Here is a 22158-nt window from a genome sequence, read left to right on the forward strand (position 1 = left end):
CTCGGGACTGTTGTGTTGTTGTTTGCGTGTTTTATTATTTTAAAGGTGACGGCGTCACGTTATGGGGGATCGGACACTCGTACGGTCTTTCTGCGATCTGTTGTGCAAATTCTTCCCGGCAGGCCTGCAGCAGCGCGGGATCCCGTAGCAGGTTTAACGCGGTGGCGCCCATCACTTTTCCGGCCAGCAGCATGCCTTTATGTGCGATGGAGGTCCGTCCCTGCGCCACCAGCTGCCAGGTATGCAACGGCGTACCGACGGCAAAGCAGGGGCTGAAGCACTGGGCGACCGGCATTTTCCAGCTCACATCTCCCACGTCCGTCGATCCCGCCAGCACGTTATCGGTGATGGCGTAGGGCGCAACTTCGTCCACCAGCAGCGTCTCCTGATTCCGACGGGCAAAAGCTTTGCCTTCTTCAGCGCCCGTGGCGGCGATATTTTTCAGGCTGTTTTGCAGATCGTTGGCGGTGAGTGTGGCGCGGATCTCACGGGCGAAAGCGCGTTCTTCTTCCGTCCATGCTGGCGTGCCGTAGTGTTGTAGCGCGCTGTACATGGCCGCTTCAAGCGTGCGATTGGGCAAATAGCTGGAGCAGGCTTTATCAAAACGGCATTCGACGGTGGTTTCCGTCATCAGCGCCGCACCCTGGGCGACTTTTTCGATCCGCTCGTAAATTTGTTGGGCATCGGCCATCTCCGGCGCGCGGATCAGATACAGCACCTCTGCCTGGGCCTGCACCACGTTCGGCGAGATCCCGCCAGTTTGGGTAATCGCGTAATGGACGCGGGCTTTCTCAATGATGTGCTCATTCAGAAAATTAGTGCCGGTAGTCATCAGTGTGACGGCATCCAGCGCGCTGCGGCCCAGATGCGGCGAGTTTGCCGCATGCGCCGCCGTGCCGTGAAAGCGCCATGCCGCCTGAATATTTGCCAGCGTGCTGACGTTAAACATGCCGGCAAAAGCCTCAGGATGCCAGGTCACTGCCGCATCCACATCGTCAAATAATCCCTCGCGCACCATAAAGGTTTTACCGGAACCCCCTTCTTCGCCGGGGCAGCCATAGAAGCGAACGGTTCCACTTCCGCCATGCTGCTCGAGCCAGCTTTTGACGGCGACGGCCCCGGCAAGGGCCGCCGTGCCAAGCAGATTATGGCCACAGCCATGACCGTTGGCCTCGGGGGTGTCCGTCTGAGGTGTCGCGCAGTGCGCTTTCTGGCTCAGACCCGCCAGCGCATCGTATTCCCCCAGCAGGGCGATAACCGGCTGACCGCTGCCGAAGCTTGCGATAAACGCATTCGGAATATTGCCCGCTTCGCGCGTCAGAGTGAAGCCTTCAGCTTCCAGGGCATCAGCCAGTCGTCCGGCGGACCAGAACTCTTCAAAACGGGTTTCGGGATGATCCCAAATTTGATCGGCAATGTCGGTCAATGTCTGACATCGGGTTTCGATGGCGTCGTCAATAAAAGCATAAATGTCCTGCATCACACACCTCGCGTCCACGGAAAATGGAGTGCCGTACGGGCCAGCGTTTCGATGGCGACCCCCATGATTTGCTCGTCAAAATCGAATTTTTCGTTGTGATGCCCCGCGCTCAGGTCGGTGCCAAACACCATATACGACGCAAGGCCGCCGTTTTGCTGAACTCGCGCCATCATCAGCGTGGCATCTTCCGAGCCTGCTGGCGCTTTTACCCGGTCAATCGCCTGCGCAACGCCCGTCACCTGGCTTGCCTGTTCGCGCAGATAGTCAACCCAGGCCGGAGAAGGTGAGCTGGAGGTGGCGGCCCCCATCAGGCGCATGTCGCTTTTGACTCCGTAAAGGGTGGCTGCGCCTTCAATAACGGCCCGGGCGCGCTCGAAAACGTACTGATTAATCGCTTCGCTTTCGCCGCGGGTTTCAACTTTCATCAGCGCGCTGGCCGGAACGACGTTTCGTCCGCTACCGGCCTGCAGCACACCGACGTTAACGCGTGATGCTCCTTCGCTGTGCGAAGCAATGCTGTGCAGGGCGAGCGAGGCTTGCGCGGCGGCGAGCAACGCATTGCGCCCGTCCTCCGGTTTACCGCCTGCGTGGGCCGCAACGCCGGTAAAGTGCACGTCGAATTTGGTGGTAGCCATAAAGTTATCGCTGCCGCAAATCACGGTTCCGGCCGGAACGCCGGTGCCGATGTGAATCGCCGTGAAATAATCAATGCCATCCAGCGCGCCAGCGGCGACCATTGCCCGTGCGCCGCGCGTGCCTTCTTCGGCTGGCTGGAAGATGAGCTTAATCGTGCCGCAAAGCTGTGACTCATGGTGCTTAAGAATATGCGCTAAACCCAGGCCGATGGTGGTATGCCCGTCGTGAGCGCAGGCGTGCATCATCCCTGGATTACACGAGGCAAAGCCTTCGCGGAATGGGCGATGGCTTTCATCCAGCGCCTCGCTAAGATCCAGCGCATCCATGTCGACGCGAAACGCGAGGGTCGGGCCCGGGCGACCGGTGTTCAGCGTGGCGACGAGGCCGGTGAACCCGCCTTCAAATGCGGTGAGCCATTTTTCCGGCGCGCCTTGCTGGCGGGCGCGGGCAAATTCAGCCGCCAGCGTTTGCTCGTCCGGGAGCCCCATTCGGCTGTCGGCATCGACAACGTCGCGGCCCATTGCCAGTTCATAGCCCAGATTGTCGAGGATCTCGGCCACTTTGGCCGCCGTGCGAAACTCCACCCAGCCGGATTCGGCATACTGATGAAAATCGCGACGCCACGCCGTTAATTGTGGCGTTAATTTTTGAAGGATATTTGCCAGTGAATCCATCTCTCTTCCTGTCATACTTAAAATATGTGAACTACTTCACGCTGTGATAGTTTTTACTTATCACTAACCAATTTTTCACAGTTTTAACCGTTCAGGAATTACCCTCGCACATCCATATCCATTAAAGTAGATGACAGTTTCTTTACTCTGATAAACAACGGTTATCGGTCGCGCTATGACATTTCAGGTTAAATTTCATCAAATCCGGGCGTTTGTCGAAGTGGCGCGCCAGGGCAGTATTCGCGGTGCCAGCCGTGCGATGAATTTGTCGCAACCGGCGTTAACAAAATCAATTAAAGAGCTGGAAGAGGGGATGGCCGCGCAGCTGTTTGTGCGTCGCAGCAAAGGGGTAGCGCTGACCGATTGTGGTGAGAGTTTTTATCAACATGCCAGCCTGATCCTGGAAGAGTTGCGTGCGGCTCAGGACGATATTCTGCAGCGCCAGGGGCATCTGGCGGGGCAAATTAATATCGGGATGGGGGCCAGCGTAGCCCGAACGCTAATGCCAGCCGTGATCACGCGCTTTCATGAACAGCATCCGCAGGTCAAGGTGCGTATAATGGAAGGGCAACTGGTGTCGATGATTAATGAATTACGTCAGGGCGAGCTGGATTTTACGATAAATACCTATTATCAGGGCCCTTTCGATCACGAATTCACCTTTGAAAAACTCTTTGAGAAACCCTTCGCTATATTTTGTCGGGCAGGGCATCCGGCATTAGGTGCTAAATCTATCGGTGAGCTTTTGCATTATAACTGGACCATGCCAACCCCTCGTGGCAGCTATTATAAACAGCTGGAAGAGATATTTAAGCACCGTTCGCAAATACCCCAGATCGGCGTGGTTTGCGAAACGTTTTCCTCGTGTATCAGCCTTGTGGCGCAAAGCGATTTTCTGAGTATCCTCCCGCAGGAACTGGGCTGCGACCCGCTGCTGGCGCACCGTCTGGTCATGCTGCCGGTTGAAGAGCAGTTGCCGAAAGCGGCATATTATTTAATTCAGCGCCGTGACGCGCGACAGACACCGTTGACGGCCTCATTAATAACGCAATTCAGAAGGCATACCAGTGGAATATGACGTCGAAAAGAAGTTAAAAAAATAGAGCCTGCCGACATCTGACAGACCCTACAGTACACACAGCAATGCATCCTTTTGCGTACCCCGCTTTATGACTCCGTTATGCAGGTTTATTTAGTTATAACACCTTTCCCTGAAAAATAAAGTGATCGGAGCGCATGATTACGTTCATTTTTAACTTAAATTTAGCATTTCATTGCTGGTTAAATTTAGTTTAAGTGTGCTTCAATGAAATAACGTTTTTTGGGATGTCATTATCCTTGTCCGCCTGTATTTATTCCACGCAGATTGCCCGCCGGAGCGGCAATCGCCGGTCATTGAGACCGCCGTCTGGGGCGGGTATAGTACAGCTTCAGATGTAGCCGGAGGAATTCCATGAAACCAGACGACAAATCGCTTTTTCTTGACGCCATGGAAGATGTCCAGCCCCTGAAGCGCCCGGTTGATATCACCTGGCAGCCGAGCCGTAATCAACGGAGCCGCCAGAGCATTGATACCACCCAGCTCGATAATTTTTTAACGCTGGGATTCCTGGATGTTCTTCCGCTCGCCGAACCTCTGGCCTTTCAGCGAGAGGGTGTCCAGCAGGGCGTTTTTGATAAACTACGCAGCGGTAAATATCCCCGTCAGGCCAGCCTGAACCTCCTGCGTCAGCCTGTCGAACAGTGTCGGCAGATGCTGTTTACCTTTATCGCGCAGTCGCGCCAGCAGAGTTTGCGCAATCTGATCGTGATTCACGGCAAAGGCCGGGAGCAGAATTCGCACCCCAACATCGTGCGAAGCTATCTGGCTCGCTGGCTTACCGAGTTTGACGAGGTGCAGGCATTTTGTGTTGCGCTACCCCATCATGGCGGTAGCGGAGCCTGCTATGTCGCGCTGCGTAAATCCGATGACGCTAAACTCGAAAACTGGGAACGGCACGCCAGGCGAAGCCGTTAACCGCAACGTCCGTTTCTGCTGAGCGGATGCTAAAACGCGGGCCCTGAACGCCCCGCGTTTTATGGTCATCATTAAAAGGTTTCCCAGTTTCCTTCGCTCGCTGAAGCCGCTACCGGGCGTAAGACCTGCGGCGTTTTCAGACTGGCGGGGCGGGTCGCGGGGGTTTGCGCCTGGGTATTCAGGCGAAATGCGGCGACGGCCTGGCGCAACTGCTCCGCCTGATCTTCCAGCGCCGCGGCAGCGGTTGCCGACTCCTGCACCAGCGCGGCGTTTTGCTGAGTCACGCTATCCATTTGCGACACGGCCAGACTAACCTGTTCGATGCCACGGCTCTGTTCATCGGACGCTGAGGCAATTTCGCCCATGATGTCGGTGACGCGCGTAACGGCCGCGACGATCTCTTTCATGGTGGCGCCCGCTTCACTGACCTGACCGGAACCGGTGTTTACCCGGCTGACCGAGTTTTCAATCAGCGCTTTAATCTCTTTGGCTGCCTGCGCACTACGGCTTGCCAGGGTGCGTACTTCCCCGGCGACAACGGCGAATCCACGTCCTTGCTCACCCGCGCGTGCGGCTTCAACCGCGGCGTTCAGCGCCAGAATATTGGTCTGGAAAGCGATGCTGTCGATCACACTGGTGATGTGGGCAATCTGCTGAGAGCTGTCGGCAATTTCGGTCATCGTGCGGATCACGTTGTCCACTACGCGCCCCCCGCGGTCGGCTGTTTCCGAGGCATTTTTTGCCAGCAGAGTGGCCTGTCGGGCATTGTCGGAGTTCTGTTTGACCGTGGCGGTCAGCTCTTCCATGCTGGCAGCGGTCTCTTCAAGCGAAGCCGCCTGTTGCTCAGTACGCGCAGAGAGATCGTTGCTCCCCGCCGCGATCTCTCCTGCGCCGGTGTAGATCGAGTCGGTGCTGCCACGCACGGCGCTGACGGTTGTCACCAGCGAACGTTGCATCTCGTGAAGACCGGCAGCCAGCTGGCCCATCTCATTACGACTGTCGATGGCAATCGTGTGGGTGAGGTCGCCGCTGGCGATAGTGCGAATATGGTTCATCACGCTATGAAGAGGTTTCAGCAGCAGACGCTGTAATCCCAGCCAGAACACCACCAGCACGGCAATCACCACCAGGAAAATAGTGCCCAGCGTCCATTGCATATGGGTGAAACTGCTCTGATTTTCTTTGGCCGCGGCATTCAGCAGGGTGTTATTTTCTGCGCGCCAGCGGGTATAGACTGTTTCCATCGCATCCTGTGCCTGCTGCGCATCCAGATCGCCGTAGGCCTGATAGTTGTCGGCGCGCAGGTACTCAATCGACAAGCGCATGACCTCATGCATCTGGCTGTACGCTTTTTGCATTTCCGTGGTCAATTCCTGACTCTGGCCTTTTACAGGCGGCATAGCTTGCCAGGCGCTATAGTACTTTTCGGCTTTACCCAGAGAATCGCTGGCATGGCCCAGCAGCGTATTAATGGCGGCAAGCGAAGCCGGATCGCGCTGATTTTTAAGGTAACGAATCGCGACGCGAGTCACGGTGACGCGGGTCTTTACCAGCGTATTGACGCTGTCGCTCAGGTTTTCTTGCTGTGCGTTGAGGTTGCCCGAATTTTGAAAGTTGTGACGGTCGTTGCTGACTGCGGAATAGAACAACCCTCCCGTGACGACTTGCAACAGGCAGAATATAGTGAGAGCAAAAATGATCCCGGTAATCACGTGCAGATTTTTCAGCATAACGGACGCCCATTTGATGTGCAGTAGTTGCATCATTGTTATCGACGTAGTAGGGCTAAACTTTAATTTCACCCATGCTTAATGGATAAGCAGTCAATCAGGTAACCCAAGATGACCAGTATTGAGAAAAGCGGCACTTTTGCGTTAGGCACCCGTTCCGTTAACCGGCTCGGTTATGGGGCGATGCAGCTCGCAGGCCCGGGCGTATTTGGCCCGCCGAAAGACCGAGAAGCCGCGCTGGCGGTGCTGCGCGAAGCCGTTGCGGCTGGAGTCAATCATATTGATACCAGTGATTTTTACGGCCCGCACGTCACCAACCGACTGATTCGTGAGGCATTACATCCCTACCGTGACGATCTCACCATTGTCACTAAAATCGGGGCCCGGCGAGGGGAAGATGCATCGTGGCTACCGGCTTTTTCAGCGGATGAATTGACCCAGGCGGTCCACGATAATCTGCGAAATCTCCAGCTCGACGTCCTGGATGTGGTGAATTTGCGCATTATGTTCAGCGCGCATGGTCCTGCGGAGGGATCGATTGAGGCGCCGTTAACCGCTCTGGCGGAATTGCAGCGTCAGGGGCTGGTGCGACACATCGGTTTGAGTAATGTCACCGCGGCGCAAGTGGCTGAGGCGCAGCGCATTGCCTCGATTGTGTGTGTACAGAATATGTACAATATTGTTAACCGCAGCGATGATGCGCTTATTGATACGCTGGCGGAGCAGGGAATGGCCTATGTGCCGTTCTTCCCACTGGGAGGATTCACGCCGCTGCAATCTTCCGGACTGCAGGCGGTAGCGGATCGCCTGGGCGCGACGCCGATGCAGGTGGCGCTGGCATGGTTGCTGAAGCGATCGCCGAATATTCTGCTGATCCCGGGCACGTCCTCCGTTGCTCATCTGCAGCAAAACCTGGCTGCCGCTGAGCTGGTACTGCCGGACGATGTGCTTGCTGAGCTCAATTTACTGGCTGAGTAGCGCCCTGTGTCTCCGCCCGGTACTGGCCGGGCGGAGACAGGTCAGGAATCACGCTTATTCCGTGGCGGATACCGCCAGTCGGCTTCTTCTGTGAAGCTCCAGCGCTTCTGCCACGATCTCCTGCTTGCTGAGTCGCGTTTCATACGCGGTGGCTCTGACATATTCGACGAGTGCTGATTCAATCCTGGCACTTAACATCTTCAGGTTTGCGTCCTTTGCTGTACCGCGTGCTACACGCTTGTCCGGGTAATCTCGGCTTGGCATTGCTCAAGTCCTCCAAACGTTGTCTTGTTAATTCGTGCTGTGAAATATGCGCGAGGAGTGAAAACATGTCAACGTTGGCCAGCGGCGAGGTGAATTGTGATTTTTCCGTTAAAAAAACGCTCGTTTCTGACGGCGATTTTCATATGAAAATCGGCGGTATTGAATATGAAAAAGCGCTTTGTTACCCGAATTAAGCATCTAGAATTGCATGCGGTGTAACCGTTACCACACCCGACTTCGTAACAGGGTTGCCGTGAGCGGAAGCAATAGTAAATCCGATCAATGAATTGCATTATTTTGGTTTGGCAATATTTTACGCTGATGCTGGCACCGCTTTATGCAATAAAATGCGTGATTATGCACGCTGAATGAAAACAACGCTTTTTTCACTTGCCGTGGCTCTGGATAAGGGGTGCGGATGATGTAACATTTGCGCAAACACGGTCAGGCGCACGACGGGCAAAAACAGAATAAAATACTGTAAAAGTTTTATTTTAGTGAGTTTGTAGTGTCTTTTTTTAATGGTAAGTCAGTGCATATTAATAATTAAGTGTTGTCTTTTTATTGTCTGTAGTGTGATTGAAGTGATTCATTTTTTGTCAGTGATGTGAGTAATAAGAATCAGCATCATTTACCTTTGGTAAACTCCGCAAGCACTGGCGATACACAACCCGGTTATTATTATGTGTTATCCTGTCCAGGTTAGCGTAACCAGGGAAGTCACCGGCATGTATCACCTTTTCTTAGAGTTCGATAACCTTGAGCCAGGCGTGAAGTCTGTAGAGGATCTGAAGTATGTCATCCGCGAAGACCAGCACACTGCTTTTGTCATGAGTGCAGTGGTGGCGAGATTCGTCAAAGATGCCTTGATCATGAACCATACGATCATCAGCCTGAAGAACTGCCGTTTTGCCTTTGAAGGGGGAAAGGAGTTTGTCGAGTTTGATGGTAAAGGCCGGTCAAAAATCTTCACCGACACGCCGGACTGGTTTATCACGCCGGGGGCGTTTGCCCGTTCACAGTGGCTGGTTAACCATGAACTCCACGATCTGGTGACGCCACAGTTCATCTCGACCTTTCTGGAAATGTTCGCCGATGTGAAAAAGCGTCGTGAGCACTGCAATCTGTTATTTGATCTGCAGCTCGACGAAGGGCATTTTAACGGCAGATCGGCATCGTCAAAATCGAAGCCGGAAAACCGCAGGCGAGGCTCGACCAAACAGAAGGTTTCCGATCTGGGTTCGTTTGAGCTTTTCAGCCAGTTTTTTTCTCGGCTGAAAAAAGCCGCCGAGGCTAATCAATTCCCGACGGTACAACGGTTGACCGACACCGCTGAGGTGGCAAAAGTCCCGGCCGCATTAAAGAGCGCGGTCCGCACCTGGTTTAAGGCGATTTCGTCCGAGCTGCCGCCGAACAGTAAAAGAGTCGGGGCCGGTAATCCGGAGCTGTTCTGCGCGCCGGTTCGTGCCCAAATTCAGCTCATTGAAAATTACGGCCTGGAGCGTTACTACAAAAAACTGTCAAAGGCGATTGCCGATGCCGGAGACCAGTACATAACCGATTTTACCTTCAAGCCCTGATCTGATTAAGCGTCAGACCCGCTCATCCAGAGAGTTCATCATGATAAAGGTGGGCTCCTTTCGCTGATGCTGGTTAATCATCGGAACAAGACGTCTGAAGTGCTCGCTTGCGCAATGTTGATCCAGCGCCGCGCGATCGGGCCACTCCTCAATGAAGATAAAATGCCCGGGATCGTTCTCATCAATATATAAGTCATAGGCAATGCAAAGCGGCTCCCGTTTGGTTGCCTCTACCAGCGCACGGTAAAGCGGCAGAACGGTTTCTACAGCCTGCAGTTGAATAAAATCCTCGGCGATAACTTTGAGCATTGGCTTTCCTTAATCCATGTTGTGTGGCCCCGTGGGGTGATTTATCGAATCATCACCGGCCAGCACTGACCGATAAATCTCTGATACTGTATTTATATACAGTCATGAATGAATAAACTATTATTCGTTCTCTCTTTTTTTATGAACTCAATAAAATGTGAGCATGAGCACTTTTCAGAATCATTTCGTCTCTGGACGCCATTAAAATAAGAAAACATGAGATTGTTAAGGTTATCGCCTTGTCCTATGTTGAGAGCGTGTACCCACCTCAAGGAATAAACATCATGTTTAACCGTCGCACTCTCACAACTGCACTTGCAGCGGTTATTTCCCTCACTCTTACTGCGCCTCTTTATGCCAACCCGGGTAACGGCAATGGAGGAGGGCACGGCAACGGCGGAAGCAGTCAAGGTAATAGTGGTAATCACGGCAACAGCGGAGACCATGGCAACAAGGGTCAGGGTAATAAAGGCCAGGGGAACGGAAAGTCGAATGAAGACCACGGGAATGGCAAGAACTATGGCAAACCAGACCATGTTGACTCCGATATCAGCTTCTCACGGGCGCGTTCCCTTGCAGTGAATTACGGCCTTGTCGGGTATCAGGCGCTGCCTCCCGGTATCGCAAAAAATCTGGAACGCGGTAAACCTTTACCTCCGGGGATTGCTAAAAAAACATTACCTGCATCAATGATTAACGATTTGCCCTATTACCCGGGTTACGAATGGCGAGCCGTGGGTGATGACCTGGTACTTGTTGCCTTAAGTACGGCGATTGTGACGGCAATCATCAACGGTGTTTTCGATTAATCTCTCCCCTTCATAAGCCTCTTAGCACGAATTTAGTGGGACTCTCAAGCCGGAGAGTCCCATATCTGGCCATTAAGATTGACTCTGGATTGCAGCCTGTGATGCTTATGATGAAGAAAAGCTGTGCTCACTCAATCCGGTTCTCCCGGCCTGATTAGCTTAAAAATCGGAGGGCGAGGATTACTTTTGGATGATTTTCCCCTGTGTTCCGGCATCGGTATCCCGCCAGACATCTTCATCTTTCAGACGTCGATCACCCTGGATGGTGTAGGAAATATTGCCCTGCCTGAACTGGAGTCCGCCATCTGATTTTTTGGCATGAACGCTCTTACCGTCAATCGTCACGTTATCCTGTCCATCAATGCTGATATCCGCCACGGTGGCACCACTGTCGCTCAGGGCCTGCCACTGGCCGGTATAAGGGCTTGCACTCTCTGCTGTGCTGCTGGCGTCATTGACAAACCCGGCTTTGGCATTTTCCGCTTTCGTTTTGTTGATATCACACCCCTGAGCTTCAGACACCTGCGTGCACCCGGATTGCTCCAGTTTGTGCCGGTACTCTTTATTGATAGCCCACGCGGGAGCGCAAAGAACGGACGCTAACGACAGACACACTACTATTTTTTTTTGCAACATAGTCGCCTCACCGAGAGAAGGGGAATCAAACGCCAGCAACAAAACCTGGCTGTTATGAAAAGGATAACTGAAGTTTGTCTGCTTCAAATCATCCGGGTAGTTTTCCTGCTCGAGGGTTGAGCAGGTTTCCGGATGATGATCTGTCAATCTTCAGCGTCGCGACTGACATCGTTAATGTGCATAAGCAGGGGCCTGTTTTATCACCGTTCGTTTATTCATAATGATAATTAACGAACGGTGATTCAACATTATTACAGCACCAATGTACGAGCGCGGGTAGAAATAAAGGACGCCTGCCGTGTCATTTATTGTCATGATGACGTAAAGATTAAATATTATTTTTAATATTCAGCCAGTTCTCTTTGCGATTCATTTTCTTTGATGTACTGGAAGGGGAGGAGATGTATTTTTTGGTCTTTGAAAAACCATTCGCAGTCGCTTCGCTCAATCGTTTCGCCGGGATTGAAACAGACTCCGGATGCGGCGCGCACGATGGCGCATTTGCCATTATTAAACATAACACTGTGGATGCAAAACGGTTGGCTGGTCTCGCCGAGCATGCGGTTTGCCATGATATGCCCTTCAATAAAAACCGCTTTTTTGGTTCTCATGATCTCTGCCTCTGTCAGTATGTAACTCGTGACGAAACAGAGCGATGTCGTTAGTCTGCTTCACCACACCTGTCGTTGTGATCGCACCTGAATTAGCCTCCAATGCACCAACATTCGGAAGGGCGGAATAATAATCCGCAGGCGGGGCATTCCAGAATGGCATCTTTGCGCATTTTCCCCGCTTTCTGATCGGCCATGTGCGAGCAAACAGGGCAGGTCACATGTACCGGTCTTTCTTTAAATTGTCGCAGACCGCTGGTATAAGACATACGTTAATTCTCTGAAGTATGAACAATAATTATACGCCTTTATTTAATAATAATCCGGTTATGTGATTATTATCTGCGATTCCGGCGGGATGCTTTCAGGGAAAACCGGAGGGATTTATGATATAATACCCTTCCGTGAGAAATTTAGAATGAAATCAGAAGACACCCTGGACTGGTACCCCGCACAACTCCCCCCGGTAAAAATTATTCTTGGCGAAGCCGTGCTGGCCGTCGGTAAGCAGGGTCGGCCCATCAATACCCGAACGCTGCTCGAATATTTGCAGGTGACGCAGGAAAAGCAAAAAAAACAGGACAACAAAATCGCCATGCAAACGGCGATTGATGTCCTTCGAGATAATCAGCGCATTCACGGCAGGCGTTAATGCGCTCGGGGTCAGGCTCTGCTAGCGCTGTACGATCTCAACCGTATGGGGTTGTCCGTCGTCAATAAGCGGGATTTTGTCGTCGGGTAGTCCGACGCCATCCAGTAACACGCTGTACTCCTCTGCGCCACCGGTAACCGTGATGGCGTACTGGCTGTGGCCATGCAGATACGTCATGCAGACAGACGGCCAGCCCTGCGGTAACTGGGCGTGGAGGGTTAACACCTCTGCGTAACGTTTAATCCCCAGCAGCTCCTCTGTCAGCAGGCGATATGCCCAGCCTGCGGAGCCGGTATACCAGCTCCATCCTCCGCGCCCTATATGAGGCTCAACGCTGTAAACATCCGCACTCATGACATACGGCTCCGTTTTATATCGCGCCACGTCACCGGCGTTGAGCGTGTGGTTTATCGGATTGATCATCGACCACAGCTGCCATGCGCGCTCCGTGTGACCCATCCGGGCAAAGGCCATTACCGCCCAGATTGCGCCATGCGTATACTGACCGCCATTTTCTCGCACCCCCGGCAGATAGCCCTGAATGTAGCCCGGATTAGGTCCGTGTCCATCGAACGGCGGTGTGAGTAGCTTAATCAGCCCGGCATCGTTATCTACCAGCAGTTTATCCAGTGACTGCATGGCGCGGGTGCTGCGCGCCTCGCTGGCCGCACCGGACAGCACAGACCAGCTTTGCGCAATGGCATCAATCCGACAGTCCTGAGACGCTTTTGCACCCAGCGGGGTCCCATCGTCAAAATATCCACGTCGGTACCATTCGCCATCCCAGGCGGAAGCCTCAAGACTTTTCTGCAAACGTGACGCTTCCGTTCGGCACAGCAACGCGGTATTGCCGTCCTGATGCTGTTCGGCAAGGGCGGCGAAGCGATGCAAAATGTCGTACAGGAAGAAGCCCAGCCAGACGCTTTCGCCTTTGCCTTCGATACCCACCAGGTTCATCCCGTCATTCCAGTCACCCGCGCCCATCAGCGGCAGACCATGCCCCCCAAACTGCAGGCCATGCTGAATGGCTCGCACACAGTGCTGCCACAGCGTCTCTTCGACTGCGCTGACCACTGGCGTATCGTAGACGGATTCTTCGCCAGGCTGGAGCAGGCGGCCTTCCAGATACGGAATACGCTGTTCAAGTATGTGCCTGTCGCCGGTGATTTCCACATAGTGACAGACGGCCAGCGGCAGCCAGAGATAATCATCCGAGCAGCGCGTGCGCACGCCGTTGCCGTGCGGAGGATGCCACCAGTGCTGGACGTCACCCTCGATAAACTGCCGCGAGGCGCACAGCACTATCTGGCCGCGCAGGCGGTCCGGTGCTGCGTGACTCAGCGCTAGCGTGTCCTGCAGCTGATCGCGGAAACCGAACGCACCGCCGGACTGATAGTAACCGCTGCGCGCCATCAGGCGACATGCCGTCGTTTGATAGAGCAGCCAGCCGTTCACCAGCAAATTAACGCTGCTGTCAGGTGTGCTAACGACGATTTTATCGAGCATTTTGTGCCAGTAGCGATGAACGTTATTCAGCTCTTCGCGGGCGACATCTTCGTTCAGATAATGCATTAGCGTCGCGTGGGCCTGAGCCGGATCGTCGCCGGTGCCCAGCACGAAAATAAACGTCTTCTGATCGCCATCAATCAGCGTGGCCGCAGACTGTACCGCCCCGCAGGGATCAAGTCCGGCGCCCGTTTTATCAGACAGCCAGCGCAAATGCATCGCCGCCGGTTGTTGAAGGGAACCGTTGCGACCGAGAAATTCGCGGCGGTCGCCGGTCAGCGAACAGTGCGCCCCCGTGACAGCAAAGAAGGCGGTGCGTCCGCTCCCGTGGCTGCCGTAAAAGTTATTTGCCATCACGCCGCAGCCGCCTGCGACGCTGGCCGCATGGGTGACGACGTGCAGAGCCGATGATGTACGTGACTCGCCGAGCGTCCACTCTACATATCCCGTCACCGAGAGCTTACGCGTGCGCCCGGAGGTGTTACTGAGCGTCAGGATCGCGAGCTTCACTGGCGCCTGTTCGGCGACCAGCACCGTCAGTTCGCTGTCTATGCCGCTTTCACGGTGAGCAAAGACGCTGTAGCCAAAACCATGACGGGAGAGATAATCTCCCTGGCCGCGCACCGGTAACGTCGTGGGCGACCAGCACGCGCCGCTCTCTTCGTCACGCAGATAAAACGCCTCTCCGCTGCGATCGCTGACGGGATCGTTTTCCCATGGCGTTATGCGATATTCATGGGCATTCTCATACCAGCTATAGGCCTGTCCGGCTTCCGAGATCACGCTGCCAAAGACCGGATTTGCCAGCACGTTGGCCCACGGGGCGGGCGTCGGCTCGTTTTCCCGCAGTACAATCTGGTACTCCCGTCCATCCTGAGAAAAACCGCCGTGACCATTGAAATGGAGAAGCTGATCGGTATCCGGCTTCCAGGGAATATGTTGATTTTCCCCGGCGCCAACGTGCGCAATAAACGGTCTCGGTACCGTTTTTAAGGTGTGAATGCGCTGGTCGAGTTGTTCATTCAGTCCACCGGCCCGGTCATCAAGACACAGATGCGCCACGCTCAGCAAAAGCAGTTTATCCTCGGCGGAGAGATGCTCACTGTTACGGACAAAGATCCCGCCCGATTTATCCAGCAGGCTGGCTTCAGACCAGGCATAAATCAGATCCATAATCTGGTTTTGCAGCGTCTGCTGATAGCCGCCGGGGCTGTCATTGAGGATCACCAGATCCACCGCCAGTCCTTTTAGCCGCCAGTAGCGGTGCGCCTGGATAAGCGTGGTGATGGATAAAATGCTCTCCTCGCTGGTGATGCTGAGCAGCACAATGGGCAGATCGCCGGAAATCGCCCAGCCCCAGAGGCCGGACTGACCGCGACGGTTGCGGCTGATGATCTGGCTCTCGGCGCGCAACTCCTGACAAGGATAAAGAATCGCGCTGGCAAGCCGGTTAAACAGCGCGGCGTCGTCTTCATTGGCGTTAATCTGGCGTAACACCACCAGGCTGTGTGACCAGGCGAGCTCAAAGACGCGATCGGCGATAGGGTGATCGCGATATTTTTCCAGCAGCGCCAGGCTGCGCTGACGATTTTCACTGATGCCATAAACGATATCTATGGTTACCGGCTGTCCCGGTTGCAGGGTGATCGGCTGGCGGATCGCCAGCATCGGATCCAGCACCGATCCCGAGGTGTTGCTCAGTGGCCCGCTTTTACCGGCCGCCAGCGCGTCTGCCGGACGCTTGCCGCGCCCGAGGAATTTCGCCCGATCGGTTTCAAACGAGACATTCTTCTGGCTATCGCCGTGCACCACCAGCATGTGGAACAGCCAGAGGTTCTGTGCGCCCGGCGCTCGCGGACGGCGGTGGCACAAAATGGCATTCTGCGCGGGAATAAGCTCCGTCTGAATAAACAAATTGCTGAAGGTCGGGTGCGCCCGATCGCTGGAGGCCGGAGCCAGCACCACTTCAGCGTAAGTGGTCAGTTCGATGGTGCGCGGCTGACGGCCACGATGCAGCAGGGTGACCCGCCGCAATTCAATATCGTCTTCAGGCGAGACCACAACCTGGGTTTTGACGTTCAGCGAGCCGAGGGTGCGTTTGAATTCCGCGCCCGCATCGGTAAATATCACTTCGTCATTGCTGTCGGCCTCTCCCATGGGCTGCCAGGTATTGCTCCAGACTTCACCCGTGAGGGGATCGCTGATATAGCAGAATGCGCCCCAGTTGTCGCTGGTGGTATCGCTGTGCCAGCGGGTGAGGGCAAGATCGTTCCAGCGGCTATAACCGCCGCCGGTATGGGTCATCATCAGGTGGTAATGGCTGTTAGACAGCAGCTGAACCTCCGGAGTCGGGCTGTCTGCACCGGTGAAAACACGCGGTTCGTAGTGAACCGGTTTCACTCTCCCTTCATGAGACTCAAAATGACGGCGCGGGCTGTAGAGATCGACGGCATCAGGCACACGTTCCTGCAGCAGCAGGCTTGCGGACTGGAAGGCCGTACTGGCCATGAACCGGTCTGTCATGGGGGCGTCAAGCAACACATGAGCCAGCGCCTGAAATGCCATGCCCTGATGGTGGGCCATCCACGACTGCACCACGGCGTATAACTGGCCGGTGGCCAGGCGCGACGGCGTATAGTCCAGCGCTTCGTAAAAACCATACTCACCGTGCGCACCGTTTTTTTCGAGCCGTATCAGGTTATCGCAGGCTTTTTGCGGAGAAATCATCAGCGCCAGCAGCGTGGCGTATGGGGCCACCACCATATCGTCCGCCAGCCCGCGACGCAGGCCGAGACCGGGCACACCAAACGCCTGATACTGATAATTTTGCTGTACATCAAAGGCGTGATAGCCGGACTCGGATACGCCCCACGGTACGCCGCGTTCTTTCCCCCAGTGGATCTGTCGCATGACTGCCGACTGGCTCATCTCATCCAGCAGACTACCGGGCCAGGTGGGCATGACAAGGTTAGGCATCAGATATTCAAACATCGACCCACTCCAGGACATCAGCGCGGTTTCGTTATCAATAGTAGTGAACAGTCTTCCCAGCGCGTACCAGCTTTTCAGTGGCAGCTGGTTCGTTGCGATGGCAACAAAACTGGTGAGGCGAATTTCGGATGGCAGCAGGTCGTAGTGGCTTTTATCCAGCATATTGCTGTCGCAGTTATAGCCAATGCTGAGCAGGCTGGTCACCTCGCTGTACAGGAACGTGAAATCCATCCGCGCATGTGCGTTCAGCCGCTGCTCCAGTTCGGTGATGATGTTAAGTCGCTGGCGTGCCTGCGCAATCGCAGATGCCGGAGGCGTGCCTTCGCCGCGATAGGTCTCCCGGGCAATCGCGCTCAACGACGGCAGTTCTGGCGCATCATAAGCCGCGGTTAACCAGCCAAGCAGATGCGACCATTCATTACACAGCAGGACCAGCTGGTGCTGGAGATGGGCGATCCAGCGCAGAGCCCGTTTGTCCTCGTGATCGCATAAGGTATACAGATGGTTGCTTTGGGTTCGCATCTGTTTCAGTTCAATAAACAGCTGCGCCGGGGAGAGTGCGCTGGCGTTAATACAGTGCTTGCGCAAAAGCCGCAACCCCGTCGGCGCATTCTGCCCCCAGTATTTTTCCAGAATACTGAGCGTATCGTTCAGTCCGGCCAGCACCTGGGCGCTGTTTAATACCGGCTGATGGCGCATGGCTGACAGCCCTTCGCGCAGGGTCAATAAATGCCCTGCCATATTGCCGCTGTCGACGCTTGAGACATAGCGCGGGCTGAGCGGGGCGAGGGTGAGGGTGTCATACCAGTTATACAAATGGCCCCGGAAGTGCTCCATTTTATCCAGCGAATCGAGGGTGAGCGTCACGCGCTGTAACACTTCGCCAGACGGAATATAGCCAAAATCCCAGGCTGTCAGGTTAGCCATCAGCGAGAGGCCGATATTGGTGGGAGAGGTGCGGTGTGCGACGACCCGCTGCGGTATTTCCTGATAGTTGTCCGGTGGCAGCCAGTTTTCTTTGGCGGTGGCAAAGGTCTCAAAAAATGCCCAGATTTCGCGGCTCGTCTGACGCAACAGCTGTTTCTGTTCTTTGTTGGGCGAAAACGTGTGATGGGCGGGCTGACGGCTCATCCAGCTCAGCAGAAGCGGTGCCAGGCACCACACGATGCTGACGGGTAACGCGATAACTGAAAATAGCGGCGCGTAATGCGCGGTCAGCACGTTTAATGCCACCCCGCTGGCGATATTCACCCACATCGCCCGGTAAAAGCGGATCGGCGAGGTTTTTGCCTGGTCATTATCAGGACTGTAGCTGGCCCACTGGTTAAGGTTGCGCTGGCTGAATCCCAGACGCCATAGCGTCACGGCAATGGCGTACAGCGAGTATCCGGCCTCATGCGGCAGGGTCATCACATTCAGCCCGACGCGGGAAAGTCGCTTCAGGGCACTGGCAACCACCAGCAGCAGATGCTGCCCGATGGGGCGCCGGGTCGGTTTATTGAGAAGATCGTAGGCGACGGCCAGCACGGTTGGCAATAGCCATACCAGCGCCAGAACGCCCAGCCAGTAAGCGGGATTGGGCACCCACAGCAGCGTGCAAAACAGGAGCGCCATCAGGGACGGCGCCACCAGGCTGCGGCGCAGGTTATCGAATAATTTCCAGTAAGAGAGGGCGGATAACGGGTTTTTACCGTCTGAGCCATCTGCTCTGCGGACCCGCGGTTTGAGCCAGTTCAATAGCTGCCAGTCGCCGCGGATCCACCGGGTGCGGCGCGCGACGTCTGACAGATAATTATTCGGATACTGTTCGTAGAGTAAGACTTCGCTCAACAGTCCCGATCGCGCATAACATCCTTCCAGTAAATCATGGCTGAGGACCAGATTTTCGGGACAGGTATTTTGCGTGGCGAGGACAAACATATCGACATCGTAAATCCCTTTACCGACAAACGACCCTTCGCCAAAGAGATCCTGATAGATATCCGAGGACATCATCGAATACGGATTATTCCCCGCAATACCGCTGCGCATGGCGGCGTAGCGCCCTTGCCCGTTGCGAGGCATCTCCTCTGCCAGCCCCGGCTGTAAAATTCCGTAGCCCTTCACCACTCGCTGACGCACAGGATCGTACTCTGGCCGGTTGAGCGGGTGCGCCATGGTGGCAACCAGCTTGTGCGCGGTGTCACGCGGCAGCAGGGTATCGCTGTCGAGGGTAATGACGTATTTAATACCCACCGGGAGCTGGTCGGCAGGCATATCGGCGACGGTCGAAAACTGTGTTGCGGGATGGCGCAACCAGCTGTTGAGCAACGCCAGTTTACCGCGTTTACGCTCATACCCCATCCACTCGCCCTGAGTCGAGTTCCACTCTGGTGCGCGGTGGAGCAGATAAAAACGCGGACGGCTGGCCGGATGGCGTCGGTTGAGATCCTGGGTTTGTGAAATGACCCGTTCGAGGAGCTCGCGGTGTTCCGGCCTGTCTTCCTGCACCGAATCCGCAAAGTCGGTTAACAGCGCAAAACAGAGATGATCGTTCTGATTACCCAGCCAGCAAACTTCAAGGCTGGTAATCAGTTTGCTGATGCTTTCACGATGGGTGAGCAGACAGGGAATGACGACCATGGTCGCGGCTGCCGGTGGGATCCCGGTCGAAAAATCCATCCGCGGCAGCGGGCGCGGAGTGCGAAAACGGGTGGTTGCCTCACTCAGCAGGTCGCTCATCAGCTGACTGATCGCCACAATCAGCGGTATCGCGAGCAGTATCAGCAGCCAGCCCATTCCCTGTTGCCCCGTGGCGTGCAAGATCCCGGCGGTTGTCGCGGTGGTCAGCAGACTCAGGCTGCCAAGCCAGGAAACCAGCGGGATCTGGTTGAAACTGTGCCGCAGGCGGATGAGACGTGAGGCATCAGCCGACAACAGCACTTCCAGCTGCTGACGTCCTTCACCCATCAGATAATAACCAATATGGGCGCCGGGCGTGTCGGGGGCCGATTGCAGGGCAAGCGTCAGCACGCGCTGGGCCACTTCGGGCTCGCTAAAGTGGCTATCCCGGGCCAGCACCTCAATGACGTGACGATAATGATCGCGCGTATCAAAGTGCATCAACGGGTAAATTCCTGCGGGATCACCACGCAACGTCTGTTCCACCACGCTCATGGCTTCGGCGAAATCAGCCCAGTTGGTCTCACTCAGTAACCGCAAACCGGCGATGCTGTTGCTTACCGACAGTTGGCTGGCGGCCAGCTGTTGATTGAAACGGTGAATGAGAATATCGGTTGTGACGCCCTGTTCGGTCAGACGCTGTTCAATCCAGGTCAGCGGCAGCGCCAGCATAGTGCCGCGCCCCTGCAGACGGCGCACCAGTTCAGCTACAAAGGCGCTGCTCAGCGGCGGGCGAGACCGCGCCATATCGGCGATCACCATGATTAAATCGGCAGGGGTATTTTCCGCACATTCAAAAATCCGGGTGACCCAGCTATCGGCCAGATTTCGCTCCTGCTGGGCTTTGACGACGTCGATACTGACCCGACGCAGATTCTCAATTAACGCCAGCCGCAGCATGCCGGGTAGCGCCCACACCTCTCCCAGCGTCAGCGGTGTCTCCCGTTGATAGGCGGTGATATAGCTGGTGAGGTTCGTGGCGTCCCAGCGTCCGTCTCCGTGAGCAATGGCTTCGGCGGCGATATCATAAATCCGTGGACAGCAATGCGGCGATGTCAGTGCCGGAAGGCCTTTGCCGAAGTTCTTTGGCAGGTGCTGGCGAACGATGCGGATCTGCTCTTCAATCAGGTAGTAGTTATCCAGCAACCACTCACCGGCGGGCATAATGCTCGCTTTTTTGCCGGCATTGAGCACGTAGCAGTTTTGCGTTATTACCGCTTCATTATTATCGAGACGTTTAAGCAGGTAATAGGGCAATTTGTCAGGGGACAATTTATGCGAACGCGCCAGCTTTTGCCCGTAGCGCTCCATCTGAGCGGTCGAAAACAGCTCTGCTTTAAAACTGTTTTCAACCGAGGATTCGCTGGCCTGAAGCGGCGGTAACAGCTCGGGTGTCGGCGGCAGTGAACGGGAGCGGCTCCGCCACTTTTTAAGATTCATATTCATAGAATTGCTCTGGTGCGACATGAACGCGCAGGAGCAGTTGCGAAATCAGATCAGAAACGTTCTCTCAGGATGGGTGTGGGGCATCAGGGATTTAACAGCTGCTGGTATCTTTCTTAAGTATAGAACACCGATATTTTGGCGGGGCGCGCGACAGAGATCAGCGCGGTGTAACGAACAACGCCTTACAGCCAGGGCACAGCATGGCCTGCTTCAGCCGAATTTTAGAGGTGGGGTGAGATGACCGTTGGCCACAAACAGGGCAGGTGACAGTGGTGGTCGATGCACCACCGATAAGCTTCATTGCATAATCGATAAGAGACATGAGGATGAACCTTTCAATGAATGAGCTTCATCCTATCACGAAGTGGTTAATAAGTATCCGATGAATTTTAGCGGGAATTAGCGGCACGATCGCGACAAAATTTCTGCAGATCATCGCCAGAGGGGATGCTTTCGCGTGTGTTGTGTTGGCGGAGAATCATCGTACACAATACCCTGGCGTGCTCCCTGAAAAACTAAATCTCTTCTGACTTCAATGTGTTCAGATTAAGCCGCACGTGACCTGTTGATCTTCGCCGTTAATTTTAGATACTGTATATAAACACAGTTACAGAGGTGCAGTATCATGCAATTCATCCTTCCTACAGAGAGTGTCCCACCGGTCTCCCTGCCACTTTTTACTGAGCGGGTACCCGGTGGCTTTCCCAGCCCGGCTCAGGACTATGTTGAAGAGAGGATTAATCTTAATACGCTCCTGATAGCCCATCCTGGTGCCACGTATTTTATTAAAGTGAGCGGAGAGTCTATGACGGGCGCTGGCATTGGCGACGGCGATCTTCTGGTTGTGGATCGGTCATTGTCGGCCCGCCATGGAGATATTGTCATTGCCGCCGTGGCCGGTGAGTTTACGGTGAAGGAACTGCGCACGCATCCGTATTTGCAGTTAGTCCCGCACAATCACAACTACTCGCCCATCACCTTTCAGAATGCTGAAGAGCTGGAAATATTTGGTGTGGTGACATTTTCAGTGAAGTCACATAAATGACGATGTTTGCATTAGCCGACGTCAACAGCTTTTATACGTCTTGTGAAACGGTGTTCCGCCCGGATATAAAAGGCAAACCCGTGGTGGTGGTCTCCAGCAACGATCTGAATGGTGAGAAACGTTAATTAATCCT

At 54.7% G+C, this 22158-nt stretch carries 18 protein-coding genes and 1 pseudogene; 9 read left to right on the forward strand and 10 right to left on the reverse strand.

Annotation, left to right across the window (positions count from 1 at the left end; genetic code table 11):
• Positions 1-34 precede the first annotated feature (34 nt).
• Positions 35-1480, reverse strand: a complete 1446-nt coding sequence (locus tag SOM82_RS09380) for a M20 family metallopeptidase (protein ID WP_320459376.1) — start codon at positions 1478-1480, stop codon at positions 35-37.
• The gene (locus SOM82_RS09385; protein WP_320459377.1) at positions 1480-2790 is read right to left on the reverse strand and encodes a M20 family metallo-hydrolase; all 1311 of its coding nucleotides are present in this window, start codon (positions 2788-2790) and stop codon (positions 1480-1482) included. Before SOM82_RS09385 ends, SOM82_RS09380 begins: the two co-directional genes overlap by 1 nt.
• A gap of 175 nt (positions 2791-2965) precedes the next feature.
• Between SOM82_RS09385 and SOM82_RS09390 the strand changes: the two genes are divergently transcribed.
• Positions 2966-3868 carry a LysR family transcriptional regulator gene (locus tag SOM82_RS09390; RefSeq protein ID WP_320459378.1) on the forward strand — a complete coding sequence of 301 codons (903 nt, stop codon included), beginning with the start codon at positions 2966-2968 and terminating at the stop codon, positions 3866-3868.
• A 375-nt stretch (positions 3869-4243) separates the two neighbouring features.
• Positions 4244-4807, forward strand: a complete 564-nt coding sequence (smrA, locus tag SOM82_RS09395; protein ID WP_320459379.1) for a DNA endonuclease SmrA — start codon at positions 4244-4246, stop codon at positions 4805-4807.
• A gap of 71 nt (positions 4808-4878) precedes the next feature.
• Here smrA and tcp read toward each other — a convergent pair whose 3' ends face one another.
• Positions 4879-6537: a methyl-accepting chemotaxis citrate transducer gene (gene tcp, locus SOM82_RS09400; protein WP_320459380.1), complete on the reverse strand. Its 1659-nt coding sequence runs from the start codon at positions 6535-6537 to the stop codon at positions 4879-4881.
• Between the two features lie 111 nt (positions 6538-6648).
• On the opposite strand from tcp, the gene SOM82_RS09405 reads away from it, so the two are divergent.
• Entirely contained in the window at positions 6649-7515 is an 867-nt protein-coding gene (locus SOM82_RS09405; protein ID WP_320459381.1) for an aldo/keto reductase family oxidoreductase, read from the forward strand.
• Positions 7516-7569: 54 nt separating this feature from the next.
• On the opposite strand, the gene SOM82_RS09410 is transcribed toward SOM82_RS09405, so the two are convergent.
• Complete coding sequence (locus SOM82_RS09410) at positions 7570-7713, reverse strand: hypothetical protein (protein WP_414672100.1); 144 nt, start codon at positions 7711-7713, stop codon at positions 7570-7572.
• A gap of 131 nt (positions 7714-7844) precedes the next feature.
• Here SOM82_RS09410 and SOM82_RS09415 point away from each other — a divergent pair, with 131 nt between their 5' ends.
• Both SOM82_RS09415 and SOM82_RS09420 read left to right on the forward strand, forming a co-directional pair.
• Positions 7845-7973, forward strand: coding sequence for a hypothetical protein (locus SOM82_RS09415; RefSeq protein WP_320459382.1), 129 nt, complete (start codon positions 7845-7847; stop codon positions 7971-7973).
• Positions 7974-8507: 534 nt separating this feature from the next.
• Positions 8508-9359: a hypothetical protein gene (locus SOM82_RS09420; RefSeq protein ID WP_320459383.1), complete on the forward strand. Its 852-nt coding sequence runs from the start codon at positions 8508-8510 to the stop codon at positions 9357-9359.
• 12 nt (positions 9360-9371) lie between these two features.
• On the opposite strand, the gene SOM82_RS09425 is transcribed toward SOM82_RS09420, so the two are convergent.
• Positions 9372-9668: a putative quinol monooxygenase gene (locus tag SOM82_RS09425; protein ID WP_154125312.1), complete on the reverse strand. Its 297-nt coding sequence runs from the start codon at positions 9666-9668 to the stop codon at positions 9372-9374.
• A gap of 284 nt (positions 9669-9952) precedes the next feature.
• Here SOM82_RS09425 and SOM82_RS09430 point away from each other — a divergent pair, with 284 nt between their 5' ends.
• Positions 9953-10477, forward strand: a complete 525-nt coding sequence (locus SOM82_RS09430; protein ID WP_320459384.1) for an anti-virulence regulator CigR family protein — start codon at positions 9953-9955, stop codon at positions 10475-10477.
• A 180-nt stretch (positions 10478-10657) separates the two neighbouring features.
• Here the strand turns inward: SOM82_RS09430 and SOM82_RS09435 are convergent, their stop codons facing one another.
• The 3 genes from SOM82_RS09435 to SOM82_RS09445 all read right to left on the reverse strand — a co-directional run bounded on the left by SOM82_RS09435 (position 10658) and on the right by SOM82_RS09445 (position 11993).
• Positions 10658-10999, reverse strand: coding sequence for a hypothetical protein (locus SOM82_RS09435; protein WP_320459385.1), 342 nt, complete (start codon positions 10997-10999; stop codon positions 10658-10660).
• Positions 11000-11454: 455 nt separating this feature from the next.
• Positions 11455-11724, reverse strand: a complete 270-nt coding sequence (locus tag SOM82_RS09440; protein ID WP_320459386.1) for a hypothetical protein — start codon at positions 11722-11724, stop codon at positions 11455-11457.
• Positions 11725-11816: 92 nt separating this feature from the next.
• Positions 11817-11993 (reverse strand): YnfU family zinc-binding protein, encoded by a 177-nt coding sequence (locus SOM82_RS09445; RefSeq protein ID WP_414672101.1) that lies wholly within the window; start codon positions 11991-11993, stop codon positions 11817-11819.
• A 149-nt stretch (positions 11994-12142) separates the two neighbouring features.
• On the opposite strand from SOM82_RS09445, the gene SOM82_RS09450 reads away from it, so the two are divergent.
• Positions 12143-12376 carry a YnaE/YdfK family cold shock protein gene (locus SOM82_RS09450; RefSeq protein WP_154125321.1) on the forward strand — a complete coding sequence of 78 codons (234 nt, stop codon included), beginning with the start codon at positions 12143-12145 and terminating at the stop codon, positions 12374-12376.
• 21 nt (positions 12377-12397) lie between these two features.
• Here SOM82_RS09450 and SOM82_RS09455 read toward each other — a convergent pair whose 3' ends face one another.
• Positions 12398-20980: a GH36-type glycosyl hydrolase domain-containing protein gene (locus SOM82_RS09455; protein WP_320459387.1), complete on the reverse strand. Its 8583-nt coding sequence runs from the start codon at positions 20978-20980 to the stop codon at positions 12398-12400.
• A gap of 157 nt (positions 20981-21137) precedes the next feature.
• A complete protein-coding gene (locus SOM82_RS09460) occupies positions 21138-21302 on the reverse strand; it encodes a YnfU family zinc-binding protein (RefSeq protein WP_320459388.1) in 165 nt (54 codons plus the stop codon).
• 303 nt (positions 21303-21605) lie between these two features.
• On the opposite strand from SOM82_RS09460, the gene umuD reads away from it, so the two are divergent.
• Entirely contained in the window at positions 21606-22025 is a 420-nt protein-coding gene (gene umuD, locus SOM82_RS09465) for a translesion error-prone DNA polymerase V autoproteolytic subunit (protein WP_320459389.1), read from the forward strand.
• Positions 22026-22027: 2 nt separating this feature from the next.
• Positions 22028-22135: pseudogene (locus SOM82_RS09470) on the forward strand (Y-family DNA polymerase); the annotation flags it as partial.
• Positions 22136-22158 lie beyond the last annotated feature (23 nt).

It is taken from the genome of Lelliottia sp. CFBP8978, from assembly GCF_034046055.2.
In the GTDB taxonomy this organism is placed as follows: domain Bacteria; phylum Pseudomonadota; class Gammaproteobacteria; order Enterobacterales; family Enterobacteriaceae; genus Enterobacter.

Bases quoted from the DNA above. Each gene is read 5' to 3' on its own strand.
- SOM82_RS09380 (WP_320459376.1), bottom strand. From the start codon at position 1,480: ATGCAGGACATTTATGCTTTTATTGACGACGCCATCGAAACCCGATGT.
- SOM82_RS09385 (WP_320459377.1), bottom strand. From the start codon at position 2,790: ATGGATTCACTGGCAAATATCCTTCAAAAATTAACGCCACAATTAACG.
- SOM82_RS09390 (WP_320459378.1), top strand. From the start codon at position 2,966: ATGACATTTCAGGTTAAATTTCATCAAATCCGGGCGTTTGTCGAAGTG.
- smrA (WP_320459379.1), top strand. From the start codon at position 4,244: ATGAAACCAGACGACAAATCGCTTTTTCTTGACGCCATGGAAGATGTC.
- tcp (WP_320459380.1), bottom strand. From the start codon at position 6,537: ATGCTGAAAAATCTGCACGTGATTACCGGGATCATTTTTGCTCTCACT.
- SOM82_RS09405 (WP_320459381.1), top strand. From the start codon at position 6,649: ATGACCAGTATTGAGAAAAGCGGCACTTTTGCGTTAGGCACCCGTTCC.
- SOM82_RS09410 (WP_414672100.1), bottom strand. From the start codon at position 7,713: ATGTTAAGTGCCAGGATTGAATCAGCACTCGTCGAATATGTCAGAGCC.
- SOM82_RS09415 (WP_320459382.1), top strand. From the start codon at position 7,845: ATGTCAACGTTGGCCAGCGGCGAGGTGAATTGTGATTTTTCCGTTAAA.
- SOM82_RS09420 (WP_320459383.1), top strand. From the start codon at position 8,508: ATGTATCACCTTTTCTTAGAGTTCGATAACCTTGAGCCAGGCGTGAAG.
- SOM82_RS09425 (WP_154125312.1), bottom strand. From the start codon at position 9,668: ATGCTCAAAGTTATCGCCGAGGATTTTATTCAACTGCAGGCTGTAGAA.
- SOM82_RS09430 (WP_320459384.1), top strand. From the start codon at position 9,953: ATGTTTAACCGTCGCACTCTCACAACTGCACTTGCAGCGGTTATTTCC.
- SOM82_RS09440 (WP_320459386.1), bottom strand. From the start codon at position 11,724: ATGAGAACCAAAAAAGCGGTTTTTATTGAAGGGCATATCATGGCAAAC.
- SOM82_RS09445 (WP_414672101.1), bottom strand. From the start codon at position 11,993: ATGTCTTATACCAGCGGTCTGCGACAATTTAAAGAAAGACCGGTACAT.
- SOM82_RS09450 (WP_154125321.1), top strand. From the start codon at position 12,143: ATGAAATCAGAAGACACCCTGGACTGGTACCCCGCACAACTCCCCCCG.
- SOM82_RS09455 (WP_320459387.1), bottom strand. From the start codon at position 20,980: ATGAATATGAATCTTAAAAAGTGGCGGAGCCGCTCCCGTTCACTGCCG.
- SOM82_RS09460 (WP_320459388.1), bottom strand. From the start codon at position 21,302: ATGTCTCTTATCGATTATGCAATGAAGCTTATCGGTGGTGCATCGACC.
- umuD (WP_320459389.1), top strand. From the start codon at position 21,606: ATGCAATTCATCCTTCCTACAGAGAGTGTCCCACCGGTCTCCCTGCCA.